Origin of the sequence: Variovorax atrisoli 110B, assembly GCF_000382045.1 — a bacterium.
GTDB classification, from domain to species: Bacteria; Pseudomonadota; Gammaproteobacteria; order Burkholderiales; family Burkholderiaceae_C; genus Variovorax; species Variovorax atrisoli.
This window is the reverse complement of sequence record NZ_KB907451.1, coordinates 510,300-523,203: the sequence shown is the minus strand read 5'-3', so window position 1 is coordinate 523,203 and position 12,904 is coordinate 510,300. Positions and strand designations below refer to the sequence as shown.

Annotated in this window: 11 protein-coding genes; 1 reads left to right on the top strand and 10 read right to left on the bottom strand. The window is 70.8% G+C overall.

All coding sequences use genetic code 11. The annotated features are described in order from the left end of the window. Nucleotides 1-14 precede the first annotated feature (14 nt). From G369_RS0110470 to G369_RS0110440, 7 genes are read right to left on the bottom strand one after another with little or no spacing between them, the layout of a single operon-like run. Entirely contained in the window at nucleotides 15-1,013 is a 999-nt protein-coding gene (locus tag G369_RS0110470; RefSeq protein ID WP_020723026.1) for a TRAP transporter substrate-binding protein, read from the bottom strand. Nucleotides 1,014-1,023: 10 nt separating this feature from the next. Then, nucleotides 1,024-2,754 carry an acetyl/propionyl/methylcrotonyl-CoA carboxylase subunit alpha gene (locus tag G369_RS0110465; RefSeq protein ID WP_019653955.1) on the bottom strand — a complete coding sequence of 577 codons (1,731 nt, stop codon included), beginning with the start codon at nucleotides 2,752-2,754 and terminating at the stop codon, nucleotides 1,024-1,026. A gap of 10 nt (nucleotides 2,755-2,764) precedes the next feature. Beyond that, complete coding sequence (locus G369_RS0110460; protein WP_026346308.1) at nucleotides 2,765-4,327, bottom strand: 5-oxoprolinase subunit B/C family protein; 1,563 nt, start codon at nucleotides 4,325-4,327, stop codon at nucleotides 2,765-2,767. A 5-nt stretch (nucleotides 4,328-4,332) separates the two neighbouring features. After that, nucleotides 4,333-5,097, bottom strand: a complete 765-nt coding sequence (locus G369_RS0110455; RefSeq protein WP_019653953.1) for a LamB/YcsF family protein — start codon at nucleotides 5,095-5,097, stop codon at nucleotides 4,333-4,335. A gap of 22 nt (nucleotides 5,098-5,119) precedes the next feature. Next, entirely contained in the window at nucleotides 5,120-5,806 is a 687-nt protein-coding gene (gene pcp / locus G369_RS0110450) for a pyroglutamyl-peptidase I (protein WP_019653952.1), read from the bottom strand. Nucleotides 5,807-5,815: 9 nt separating this feature from the next. Next, a complete protein-coding gene (locus G369_RS0110445) occupies nucleotides 5,816-6,772 on the bottom strand; it encodes a DUF979 domain-containing protein (protein WP_019653951.1) in 957 nt (318 codons plus the stop codon). Nucleotides 6,773-6,774: 2 nt separating this feature from the next. Next, a complete protein-coding gene (locus tag G369_RS0110440) occupies nucleotides 6,775-7,518 on the bottom strand; it encodes a DUF969 domain-containing protein (protein WP_026346307.1) in 744 nt (247 codons plus the stop codon). 310 nt (nucleotides 7,519-7,828) lie between these two features. Between G369_RS0110440 and G369_RS0110435 the strand changes: the two genes are divergently transcribed. After that, entirely contained in the window at nucleotides 7,829-8,539 is a 711-nt protein-coding gene (locus G369_RS0110435; protein ID WP_019653949.1) for a GntR family transcriptional regulator, read from the top strand. Between the two features lie 36 nt (nucleotides 8,540-8,575). Here the strand turns inward: G369_RS0110435 and recG are convergent, their stop codons facing one another. The 3 genes from recG to G369_RS0110420 are packed head-to-tail and all read right to left on the bottom strand — an operon-like array spanning nucleotide 8,576 to nucleotide 12,884. Next, a complete protein-coding gene (gene recG, locus G369_RS0110430; protein WP_020723025.1) occupies nucleotides 8,576-10,708 on the bottom strand; it encodes an ATP-dependent DNA helicase RecG in 2,133 nt (710 codons plus the stop codon). An 11-nt stretch (nucleotides 10,709-10,719) separates the two neighbouring features. Further along, a complete protein-coding gene (locus G369_RS0110425; protein ID WP_019653947.1) occupies nucleotides 10,720-12,210 on the bottom strand; it encodes a TIGR01777 family oxidoreductase in 1,491 nt (496 codons plus the stop codon). Then, nucleotides 12,207-12,884 carry a DUF4166 domain-containing protein gene (locus tag G369_RS0110420; protein WP_019653946.1) on the bottom strand — a complete coding sequence of 226 codons (678 nt, stop codon included), beginning with the start codon at nucleotides 12,882-12,884 and terminating at the stop codon, nucleotides 12,207-12,209. Before G369_RS0110420 ends, G369_RS0110425 begins: the two co-directional genes overlap by 4 nt. Between the last annotated feature and the right edge of the window lie 20 nt (nucleotides 12,885-12,904).

The window sequence follows — 12,904 nt, the reverse complement described above, 5'->3', positions numbered from 1 at the left end:
CTCCGCCCGCAGTCTCAGCGCTTCTCGAAATACGGAATGAAGATGCCGTTGGCGGCCGTGCCCACCTGCTTGACCCAGTTCAGCGAAAAGTTCTCGCCGAGGCGCTGCAGGTCGCGCCCGAGCAGGAAGGGCACCGGCTCGATCTTCATGCCATTGCGCCGCAGCTCGTCCGTCGAGCGGGCCGCGGCCTCTGCGCTGCGAGCCCATCCGCGCGTCTCGGCGACCGCGCACGCGGCGGCCAGCGAGCTGCGCGACGACGGGTCGAGCCCGTCCCACGCCCTGGCGTTGACGAACACGAGGTTCTTGGGGAACCACGCGTTGATGTCGTAGAAGTGGCGCATCGACTGCCACGCCTGGTTCTCCACGCCGGTCACGGCGGAAGTCAGCATGCAGTCGATGCGGCCATCTGCCAGCGCCTTGCCGAGCCCGGTGGCCGGAATGTCGACGGGCACCGCGCCCATCAGCGTCGCGATGCGCGCCGTGGTGTCGTTGTAGGCGCGCATGCGCATGCCGCGCAGGTCGCCCACGCCGCCGAGCGGCCGCGTCGAGAAGAGGCCCTGCGGCGGCCATGCCACCGCATAGAGCACGCGCATGCCGCGCTGCGCGAAGTCCTGCTCGATCAGCGGACGCTGGATGCGCCACAGCAATTGCGCATCGGCATAGCTGCGCGTGATGAAAGGAACGGAATCGGCGCCCGCCAGCGGCACGTCGGCGGCGAGGCTGCTCATGATGGCTTCGCCGGCCTCCACCTTGCCCTCCTGCACGGCGGCGCGGATCGCGTTGAGCGCGAACAGCGTGTTGCCCGGATGGACCTCGATGCGAAGCTGCCCGCCGGTCGCGGCCTCGACCTCCTTCGCCATCGCCAGGAGATTGGCGGTGTGGAAGTTCTCCGCCGGATAGCCGGTGGCCAGCCGCCATACGACGGCCTGCGCCGACCACGCGGCCGGCGGGAGAACGCCGGCCCCGCACGCGAGCCATGCGAAGCCGCGCCGCGTGATGCTGCCGCTGGTCATGCCGCGGCCTTCAGGCGATGGCCGCGATGGCGGCGCCGACCGCCACATAGCCGCCTGCGGCCACCGAGATGGCGATGCGCCCTGCGCGATGCGCAAGCACCTGCATCTCCATCTTCATCGCCTCCATCACCGCGATGACGGCGCCCTCGGCGACCTCGTCGCCGTCGGCCACCTTCCATGCCTGCACCGTGCCCGAGACGGGCGCGGCCACCGCGGCTGCATCCGCCGCGGGCGCCTGCGACGCGGGAGCCGCCGCGGCACCGCCTGCTGCCGACGAGAGCCCGCTCAGCAGCACCGCCGGCAGGCCCACGGCCATGCGCCGCCCGTCGACCTCGATCGCCGTGCGCAGCAGCGCGGCATCGGGCAGCGGATCGGGGCGCAGGGCCGGCGCCTCGCCGTTGGCGAAGTCGGTCTCGATCCAGCGCGTGTGCACCTTGAAGGCGTCGCCCGAGACGAAGTCCGGATGCGCCATCACCGCGCGATGGAAGGGCAGCACCGTCGGCAGGCCCTCGATGCGGAACTCCTTGAGTGCACGGCGCGCTCGCGCGATGGCCTGCTCGCGCGTGGCACCGGTGACGATGAGCTTGGCCATCAGCGAGTCGAAGGTGCCCGGCACCTGCGAGCCCGACTCCACGCCGGCATCGACGCGCACGCCCGGACCCGAGGGCGCGTCGAACACCTTCACCGGCCCTGGCGAAGGCAGGAAGCCGCGACCCACGTCCTCGGCGTTGATGCGGAACTCGAAGGCATGGCCGCGCGGCGCAGGCGTCTGCCTGATCTGCAGCGGCAGGCCTTCGGCGATGCGCAACTGCTCGATCACGAGGTCGATGCCGGTGGTTTCCTCCGTCACCGGATGCTCGACCTGCAGACGCGTGTTCACTTCGAGAAAGGAGATCGCGCCGCTCGCACTCAGCATGAACTCGACCGTGCCCGCGCCGGTGTAGCCGGCCTCCGCGCAGATGTCGCGCGCGGCCTGGTGGATGCGCTCGCGCTGCGCGTCGCTCAGGAAGGGCGCGGGCGCTTCTTCCACCAGCTTCTGGTTGCGCCGCTGCAGCGAGCAGTCGCGCGTCCCGAGCACCAGCACGTTGCCGTGCGTGTCGGCCAGCACCTGCGCCTCGACGTGGCGGGGGCGGTCGAGGAACTGCTCGACATAGCACTCACCGCGCCCGAACGCAGTCACGGCTTCGCGCACCGCCGATTCGTAGAGCCCCTCGACCTCGTCGAGCCGCCACGCCACCTTGATGCCGCGCCCGCCGCCGCCAAAGGCGGCCTTGATCGCGACCGGCAGCCCGTGCTTCTCGGCGAAGGCAAGCACCTCGCCCGCGTCCTTCACCGGGTCGGCCGTGCCCGCGACCAGCGGCGCACCGACCTTCATCGCGAGCTTGCGGGCCTGCACCTTGTCGCCCAGCATCGCGATGGCGGCCGGCGGCGGGCCGATCCAGGTGAGGCCGGCATCGATGACGGCCTGCGCGAAGGCCGCGCTTTCCGACAGGAAGCCGTAGCCCGGATGCACCGCGTCGGCGCCGCTGCGCGCGGCCACGTCGAGCAGCTTGGCGATGTTGAGGTAGGTGTCGGCGGGCTTGTTGCCGTCGAGTCCGTAGGCCTCGTCGGCCATGCGCGCATGCAGCGCATTCAGGTCGGCGTCGGCATACACGGCGACGGATTTCACGCCGTGGTCGGCACACGCGCGCGCGATGCGCACGGCGATTTCGCCCCGGTTGGCGATCAGTACTTTCTTCATGGGGAGGCTTTCACTGGGCCATAGGCCTGAATCGGACGCGCGCGTTCACGGGGATCTGCCCGGCGCGGTCGAGGTGATGGGTGGCGACGGAGGCGATCACGGGATAGCCGCCCGTCAGCGGATGGTCGGCCAGGAACAGCACGGGCTGGCCGCTCGCAGGCACCTGGATCGAGCCGCGCGCGGTGCCCTCGCTGGGCAGTTCGGCGTGGTTGGCGCGCGCCAGCGCCTCTTCGCCGGCCAGGCGGATGCCGACGCGGTTCGACTGCGGCGTGACGGTCCATGCCTGGCCGCACAGCAGCTCGACCGCGTCGGGCGTGAACCAGTCGGTGCGCGGGCCGAGCACGATGTCGAGCACGACTTCCCCCCGCACGGTGGGCAGGTCCGTGGGCGGAGCTTCCGGCTCGCCGACCAGCGCACCGGCGGACACCGCGCGCACGGGCAGCACGTCGCCCACGGCGATGGCGGCGGGGCCGACGCGCGCGAGCGTGTCGCTCGAGAGGCTGCCGAGCACGGGCGCGATGTCGAAGCCGCCGCGCACCGCGATGTAGCTGCGGATGCCGGCCGTCGGCTCGCCGAGCGCGAGCACGTCGCCTTCGGCCAGCGCGACGGGCTGGTAGCGCGGCAGCGGCCACTGGGCACCGTCGGCGCGGGTCAGCGTCACCGGACCTTCGGCGCCGGTGACCGCCACCACCGCATCGCCGCGGCAGGCGAGCTGGAAGCCGCCATAGGCGACCTCGATGCACGCGGTGTCGGAGGCATTGCCGACGAGCCTGTTGGCCGCCTGCAGCGAACGCCGGTCCATCGCGCCGGAAGCCGACACGCCCTGCTTCGCCTGGCCGTGGCGGCCGCCATCCTGAAGCAGCGCCTGCAGGCCCGCAGCGCGGATCTCGAAGGCGCAGCCGCTCTTCGACACGGCCGGCTGCGCCGGTGCGGCGGCGGCTTCCACCTCCGTGCGAGGCTGGCCGGTCACGTCGACGAAGCGCACCGCATCGCCCGGCTGCAGCAGCGCGGGCGTCTCGCGCGAGAGGTCCCACATCGGCGCGTCGGTGATGCCGAGGATCTGCCAGCCGCCCGGGCTGGCCTGCGGATAGACGCCGCTGAAGCTGCCCGCGAGCCCGACGGCGCCGGCGGGAATGCGCGTGCGCGGCACCTTGCGACGCGGCACGTTCAGGCTCGAATCGCCGCCCGAGAGGTACGCGAAGCCCGGCGCGAAGCCGGTGAAGGCGACGGTGTAGTCGCTGCCGGTGTGGCGGCGCACCACTTCGTCGGGCGTGATGCCGAGCAGCCCGGCCACCTCGGCCAGGTCCTCGCCGTCGTAGCGCACGGGAATCTCGATGCGCCTTTCGCTGCGCGCCTCGCTCGCGTCGAGGCTGCGCGCGCCGACCTGCCGCGCGAGCTCGTCGGCTGCGATGGCCGCCGGCCTGAAGGTGATGAGCAGCGTGCGCGCCGCGGGCACCAGTTCCTCGATGCCCGCGATGGGCTCGGCGCGCAGCGAGGCCAGCAGCGCGAGGGTCTGCGGCAGGTCTTCGAGCTCGACCAGCACCGCATTCAGGTTGACCGGCAGGAAGCGCATCGTCGTCATGCGGCGTCCACGAAGGAGCGGATCGCCACGCCCGACTGCTCCAGCAGCGCGCGCACCCGGCGCGCCATCTCCACAGCGCCGGGGCTGTCGCCGTGCACGCAGACCGACTCGGCCTCGATGCGCACCGTGCTGCCGTCGATGGCCGTGACCACGCCTTCGGAAGCCAGCCGCAGCATGCGCGCGGCCACCTCCTCGGCGTCGTGCAGCACCGCACCGGGTTCGCGGCGCGACACCAGCGTGCCCCTGGGCGTGTAGGCGCGGTCGGCGAAGGCCTCGGCCACCGCGCGCAGGCCCGCGTCGCGCGCCCAGCCCAGCAGCGGAGAGCCCGCCAGCGCCACCAGCACGAGGCTGGCGTCGATCTCGCGGATGGCGGCGATCACGTCGCGCGCCTGGCGCTCGTCGTGGGCGATGGTGTTGTAGAGCGCGCCGTGCGGCTTCACGTAGCGCACCGTGGTGCCGGCCGCGGCGGCCAGGCCCTTGAGCGCGCCGATCTGGTAGATCACGTCGGCGCGCAGGTCGGCGCTCTCCACGTCCATGTTGCGGCGGCCGAAGCCCACGAGGTCGCGGTAGGCCACGTGCGCGCCGATGACGACGCCGCGCTCCTTCGCCTGGCGCAGCGTGCGCAGGATGCCGGCCGGGTCGCCGGCATGGAAGCCGCAGGCCACGTTGGCGCTGCTCACGAGGGAAAGCATGGCGGCGTCGTCGCCCATGCGCCATGCGCCCAGGCTCTCGCCGAGGTCGCTGTTCAAGTCGATGTTCATCGTTCGGTCTTCAGTAGGTCGGTCAGTGGAGGCGGCCCGCCGTCTCCCGCACGTCGTCGCGCACGAGCAGCGCGGTGCGGATCGCCACGCGGAAGGCTTCCACCTGCGTCTGCAGCGCCATGCTCGCCACGCCCGGCTTGGAGGCGGCCTGCTCGGGCAGGTAGGGCACGTGGACGAAGCCGCCGCGCGCGTGCGCCAGCATCGGCCAGCTCGCGAGGCGGTGCATCAGCGCGTAGAAGATGTGGTTGCACACGAAGGTGCCGGCGCTGTTGGACACCGCCGCGGGCAGCCCCGCCGCGCGCATGTCGCGCACCATGGCCTTGATCGGCAGCGCCGTGAAGTAGGCGGCCGGCCCGCCGGGCACCACCTCGGTGTCGATGGGCTGGTGGCCGGCGTTGTCGGGAATGCGCGCGTCGTCGATGTTCAGCGCGGCGCGCTCCAGCGAGATCTCGGTGCGTCCGCCCGCGGCGCCGATGCACAGCACCAGCGGCAGCGGCCTGCCGCTCTCCACGATGCTTGCCATGGCGGCGTCGAGCACGTGGATCGAGCGGCCGAACACGCAGGGCAGCTGCAGCGCCTGCACCACGGTGCCTTCGCAGCGCCAGCCGTCGAGCGCGCGGGCGATCTCCCACGCGGGGTTGACGGGATCGTTCTCGAACGGCTCGAAGCCCGCGACCAGCACCCGGGGTGCCTTGTCATCGGTGGTCATGCAGGGGCCTCAGCGGAACATCAGGAAGTACATCAGGAAGATGTTGACCACCAGCAGCGTGGCCGCGGTCGGTATCTGCACGCGGATCACCGCGTTCTTGTCGGGCAGCTCCAGCAACGCCGCCGGCACGATGTTGAAGTTGGCCGCCATCGGCGTCATCAGCGTCCCGCAGTAGCCCGAGAACATGCCGATGGCCGCCATCACCGCCGGGTCGCCGTGGTACACGCCCACCAGCACCGGCACGCCCACGCCGCCCGTCATGACCGGGAAAGCCGCGAAGCCGTTGCCCATGATGATGGTGAAGAGCGCCATGCCCAGCACGTAGACCGCGACCGCGACGAAGCGGATGTCCATGTTGATGTAGCTGGTGGTGACGTACGCCACCGCCTTGCCCACGCCCGCGTCGGAGAACACCAGCCCCAGCATGCCCAGCATCTGCGGCAGCACCACGGCCCAGCCCAGCGCGTCGGTCAGGCGGCGCGACTCGCGCATGCCCTGCACCGGCGTCTCGCGCGTCAGCCAGCAGGCCAGCGCCAGCGCCGCGACGCAGCCCACGCCCAGGCTCACCAGCGTGGTGTTCTTGGGATCGAGCAGGAAGGCGTCGCCGATCTTGACCTTGCTCACGAGCACCGTGCCGATCACGGTGACCAGCGGGATCGCCAGCGCCGGCATGAAGAGCTTGTTGCCCAGGCGCCTGGCGCTGGCCTCGTACTGGGCGGGCGTCGGCTCGTTGTGCTTGCCCGCGCCCACGCCGCGCATGCCGGCGATGACGGCCATGGCGATGGCGCCCACGCCCACCAGCGCGGGCGGCAGCTTGTCACCCACCAGGAAGACCAGCGAATAGAGGCCCCAGAAGAGCGCGCTGGTGTAGCGCTTGGGATGCTGGCGGTCGGCCAGCGTCATGACAGCCGTGATCGCGAGGATCAGGCCGACCAGGATGTACAGGTGCTGGATCGAGAGGATCATGATCAGCGGCCTTCCTGGGTTGCGGGCACCGAGGGAACCGCGGGCACTTCAGGCTTGCCGTCGAGTTCGCGCGCCAGCGCCTGGTCGAGCCGGCGCAGGCGCCAGGCGTGGATGATGAAGGCGGCGATGGCCGTCGGGATGCCCCACATCGCGACGTGCAGCGGCTCCACGTCGATGCCGGCCTCGTGCAGGAAGGTGGTCATCAGCACGATGGCGCCGAAGGCCACGAAGATGTCCTCGCCGAAGAACAGGCCCACGTTGTCGGTGGCCGCCGCATAGGCCCGCAGCTTGTGGCGGATGCGATCGGGCAGCTTGCCGTAGCGCGTCTCGGTGGCGCCCTCGGCCATCGGCGCGAGCAGCGGCCGCACCATCTGCGGATGGCCGCCCAGGCTGGTCAGGCCCATGGCGGCGGTGAGTTCGCGCGCGGCCAGGTAGACGATCAGCAGGCGCCCGGCGGTGGCCGACTTGATGCGGCTGATCCAGTTCTGCGCGTGCTGGCGCAGGCCGTGGCGCTCGAGCAGGCCGATCACCGCCAGCGGCAGAAGAATGATCAGCGGCAGGTTGCGCGTCTTGATGAAGCCGTTGCCGATGGCCGTGAGGATCGCCATCGGGCCGAAGCCGGCCGCCGCCGCGGTGGCGATGGCGGTGACGATCACCACCAGCATCGGATTGAAGCGCAGGACGAAGCCCGCAATGATCACGGCGACGCCGATCAGCGGCCAGAGGTGAGGGATGTCAGGAGTCATGTTGGTCTTTCGTTGGGTGATTCGGAGACACCTTGCGCCGGGAGCTCCGGCAGGCCGCTTCTTGCAAACTGCGTGCCAATGAATGAGCAATCCATTTCCACTGAATCACTCATTTCCATTAAATTGTTGAACAATTTATGCGAGTGTGCCCAACAAAGGTGCCCGCATGGCTCCATGAAAACCCTGAGCGCGCCGCCGTCTGGTGCATGCGGCGGGGCCCGGCCTTGAGCGGCCGGCCCGGGAAAACCTGCTACAAACGGCCGGTTTCACCGCCCTCCACCCCCGCTCTCCCTTGCCCTGCGCTTTCGGCATGACTCCTCCGGCCTCCACGACCTCTCCCGCCCCGCCCGCAGCCGCTGCGGGCGCACAGACGCTCAATGACCGGGTCGCGGAGCTGATCCGCCAGAAGATCGTGAAAGGCGAGTTCTCGCCGGGGCAGCGGCTGTCGGAGGCCGCGCTGGCCGACAGCTTCGAGATCTCGCGCAACACCCTGCGCGAGGTGTTCCGCACGCTGACCAAGGAAGGGCTGCTCAAGCACGCACCCAACCGCGGCGTGTTCGTGGCTGTGCCGAGCATCGCGTCGATCATCGACATCTACCGCGTGCGCCGGCTCATCGAATGCCAGGCGCTGGCGCAGGCCTACCCGCGCCACCCGGCCAAGAAGCACATGCGCGAGGCGGTCGAGATGGCGCTGAAGTGCCGCGAGGCCGGCGACTGGCTGGGCGTGGGCACGGCCAACATGGAATTCCACATGGCCATCGTGGAGCTGGCCGACAGCGAGCGGCTGAACAACCTGTTCGCGCACATCCTGGTCGAGCTGCGGCTGGCCTTCGGCCTGCTGAAGGACCCGGAGTTCCTGCACGCGCCCTACGTCGACATGAACATGAAGCTGCTCGAGCTCATCGAGGCCGGCAAGTTCGCCGAGGGCTCGGCAGCACTCAACGACTACCTGGTGCACTCCGAGCGCATCGTGCTGGCGGTCTATGCGCGCAGCATGCCCGAGGGCGGCATCGACAGCTAGGGCGTGGCGCCAGCTACGCCCGCAGGCGTAGCGGGTTCAGGCCTTCAGGTACTCGGCCTTGGTGCCCAGCCAGCGGTCGATGTGCCGCTGCGCGAGGTCGGGGTGCTTGCGCAGCATGACCGGCGCAAGTTCACGGGCCCAGTCGAGCAGCAGCGTGTCGGTCGTGAGGTCGGCGAAGCGCAGCAGCGGCGCGCCCGACTGGCGCGCGCCCAGGAATTCGCCGGGACCGCGGATCTCGAGGTCGCGCCGCGCGATCTCGAAGCCGTCGCTGGTCTCGGCCATCGCCTTTAGCCGCGCGCGCGCCGCCTCGCCGACGCGGCCGCTGTCGCCCGGCGCATAGAGCAGCACGCACGCCGAGGCCGCCGCGCCGCGCCCCACGCGGCCGCGCAGCTGGTGCAGCTGCGAGAGGCCGAAGCGCTCGGCATGCTCGATCACCATCAGCGAGGCGTTGGGCACGTCCACGCCCACTTCGATCACCGTGGTGCTCACCAGCACCTGGATCTCGTTGGCGGTGAAGGCCGCCATCACCGCCTGCTTCTCGGCCGTGGGCATGCGCGAATGCAGCAGGCCGACCTGGATGGGCTCGCCCAGCGTCTCGGCCAGCTCGTCGCGCGTCTCCGTGGCGTTGCGCAGGTCGACGGCCTCGCTCTCCTCGATCAGCGGGCAGACCCAGTACACCTGCCGGCCCTGAGCGATCTGCGCATGGATGCGGTCGATGACCTCGTCACGCCGGTGGTCGGCCACCAGCCTGGTGACGATGGGCGTGCGGCCCGGCGGCAGCTCGTCGAGCGTGGAGACGTCGAGGTCGGCGTAGTAGCTCATCGCCAGCGTGCGCGGGATGGGCGTGGCGCTCATCATGAGCAGGTGGGGCTCGAGGTGCCCTTCCGCCTTGCCGCGCAGCGCCAGCCGCTGCGCCACGCCGAAGCGGTGCTGCTCGTCGATGATCGCCAGCGCGAGGCTCTTGAAGCGCACCTTCTCGGAGATGACCGCGTGCGTGCCGATGACCAGCGCGGCCTGGCCGCTTTCAACGGCCGCCGACATCTCGTCCCGCTCCTTCTTCTTCTGGCTGCCCGTGAGCCACGCCACCCGCTGGCCGCGCGCGGCGAGCAGCGGATCGAGCCAGCCGACGAGCTTGCCGAAGTGCTGGGCGGCGAGGATCTCGGTGGGTGCCATCAGCGCACACTGGAAGCCCGCGTCGATGCAACGCGCCGCCGCGAGCGCGGCCACCACGGTCTTGCCCGAGCCCACGTCGCCCTGCAGCAGGCGGTGCATCGGGATCTCGCGGCCGAGGTCGCGCGTGATCTCCTCGCCGACGCGCTGCTGCGCACCCGTGAGGCCGAAGGGCAGCACGGCGAGCAGCTGCGAATGCAGCGAGGCCGCGTCGGGTTCGGGCGCAACGGGCGGCAGCACCGGAGCGCGCTGCGCCGCGCGCTCCATCCGCGCCTGCAGCTGCGAGAGCTGCTGCGCGAGCAGTTCCTCCGCCTTGATGCGCTGCCAGGCGGGATGGCTGTGGTCTTCGAGCGTGGCGATCGCCACGTCGGGCGTCGGGTAGTGCAGGAAAGTCAGCGAATCGCGCAGGTTCCACGCGCCGCGGAAACCGATCTGCACGGGAACGGTCTCGTCGAGCACCGCGCGCGCCAGGCCCGAGCGCACCTCGCGCCGCAGCACCGGCTGCGGGAGGCCGGCCACCGTCGAGTACACCGGCGTGAGCGCATTCGGCAGCGCGGTGCCGGCCGCCTTCACCGTCGGATGCATGATCTGCCGCCCCACGAAGCCGCCGCGCATCTCGCCACGCACGCGCACCCGTGCGCCCACCGCGAGCTGCTTCTGCTGCGAAGGGTAGAAGTTGAAGAAGCGCAGCTGGCAGGTGTCGCTGCCATCGTCGATGGTCGCGATCAGCTGGCGGCGCGGACGGTACACCACCTCGCATTCGGTGACCACGCCCTCGACCTGCGCCATGTCGCCGTCGCGCGTGTCGGCGATGCGCACGATGCGCGTCTCGTCCTCGTAGCGCATCGGCAGGTAGAGCGCGAAGTCGATGTCGCGCACGAGGCCGAGCTTGCGCAGCGCACGCTGGACCTGGCTCAGGCCGGAGCCCGGCGGCGACGGCTTCGCCGGCGCGGCGGCCGTGGCTTCGGCGGTGGGAATCGGGGCTTTCTTGGCGGGCACGGGCGAGTCTTCTAGCGTGGCCGGCAAAGGTCCGTCAAGGCGCTGCGGGCGTCGGGGAACATGAAGCGGAAACCCGACTGCAGCAGCCGCGCCGGCACCACGCGCTGGCCTTCGAGCAGCAGGTCGGCCTGCTCGCCGAGCAGCAGCTTGACGGGCGCGGCCGGCGTCGGCATCCAGCAGGGCCGGTGCAGCACGCTCGCGGCGACGCGGGTGAACTCCTCCTGGCTCAGGGCGCCGGGTGCGGTGAAGTTGAACGCCTGCGCGGCCGGGGGTGCCGCAGCGTCTTCGGTCAGGGTCCACACGTGCGCCATCGCGCGGATCAGGTCGTGCACGTGCACCCACGACAGCCACTGCCGCCCGCTGCCGAGCCGCCCGCCGAAGCCGAGCGAGATCGGCAGCAGCAGCTGCGGCAGCGAGCCCTGATGGCCCAGCACGAAGCCGAAGCGCATGCAGGCCACGTGCACGCCGTGCGCCACCGCCGCCTGCGCGGCCTGCTCCCAGCGCTGGCACAGCTGCGACATGAAGATCGGCTGCGGCGGCGCGTCTTCCGCGAGTTCGCGCACTTCGCCCTGCGGCTGCACGCCGTAGTAGCCGATGGCGGAGCCGGACAGCAGCAGCCATGGCTTGCGCGGCCGCGCCGCGATCCAAGCGACCAGCTGCTGCGTCAGCCCTTCGCGGCTTTGCAGCAGCTGCGCCCGGCGCCGCTCGCTCCAGCGCATGCCCAGGATGCGCGCGCCCGCGAGGTTGACGACCACGTCGATGACGTCGGCCGCCGGCACTTCGTCGAGCGACTGCACGCAGCGCACCGCGCCGCCGAAGTTCCACGCGGCCGACCGCGCATCGCGCGTCCACACAGTCACGGCATGACCGTCGGCCACCAGGTGGCGCACGAGCAGCTGGCCGATGAAGCCCGTACCGCCCGTCACCAGCACGCGCTGCGGTTTCGATCCGAAGCGCACCGGCGCCTGTGCATCGCGCGCCTGCTCCTGCTCGCCGCGCCTGAAGAGAGCGCGCGCCGCGAAGGCATCGCGCAGGCCCGAGAGGCCCACGCCCACGCCGCACAGCGCGAGGAAGGCACCGAGCCAGCCCTGCGGCTGCCACACCATCGCGGTCGGCCGGGCGGCCCAGTCCGTCGCGCTCATCGCCAGCAGCGCGATGAAGGCACCCGCGTTGATGGCCAGCACCGTGTGCGTCACGCGCTCGGTCGGTGGCAGCAGGCGGCTGCGGTCCTCGACCACGAAGTCCCACAGCGTGAGCACGATCTCGACGCCGAACACCGCGAGCAGCACCCACGCCCAGGCGCCGTGCCAGGCCCAGGACGACAGGCCGATGAAGAGCGCGCAGTAGATCGACGAACGCGTCGCGTGGATCGCCAGCTCGCGCCCGGCCGTGCCGCGCCGCGGCAGCGCCTCGGTGCCCTCGTGGTGGTAGAGCGTGTCGAAGGCGCCGAGCGCGCCTTGCGCGGCCATGAGCTGCAGCGCGAGCAGGTGCGTGTCGATCATGCGGGCACCGCCTTCGGCTCGGCGATCTCCTCGAACACGCCGACCTGGGTGAAGGTCGTGCCCATCAGGCAGTGGCGGATCTCGATGCGGATGTTGAAGCGCTCCGGCGTCTCGTTGTGGTGCCAGAGAAAGGTCTTGCCGGGCGTGAGCACGCCCGGCAGCGGGATGCGCCAGCCGAAAACCTCCCAGAAGTAGCCGTCGCTCTGGAAATGCAGGCTGCCGTTCTCCACGCTCAGCACCAGCTTCATGCCCAGCCCCATGCCCACGTACTCCAGCACCTCGCCGCGCTCGCTCTCGCGCATGAAGCTGGTGAACTGGATCGGCCTGCGGCCGTGCAGGCGGTAGATGCGCTGCTTGTAGATGGCCGGGTCCTGCGGCCTGGCGTAGACCTGGATCTCCACGGGGAAGTCGGCGTCGCTGTAGGGAATCAGCGCGCCCTGGATCATCGGCTGCGTGATGTGTCCCAGCAGCTTGCCGAAGCGCGAGCAGCGCAGTTCGCTCAGCGAGCCCAGGTAGTGCAGCGCCTTGCCCGGCGACGGGTTCTTGTCGAAGCGGCGGCGGATGTCGGGGTGCAGGCCCAGCCAGGCGGCGCCGAGGATCTTCTTGAAGAGCTCCCCCTCGGAGGGACCGGGCGACGAAGCTGAAGAAACACGCGCGGCTAGTGAATCGACCATCCGCCGATTCTGCCTCGGAC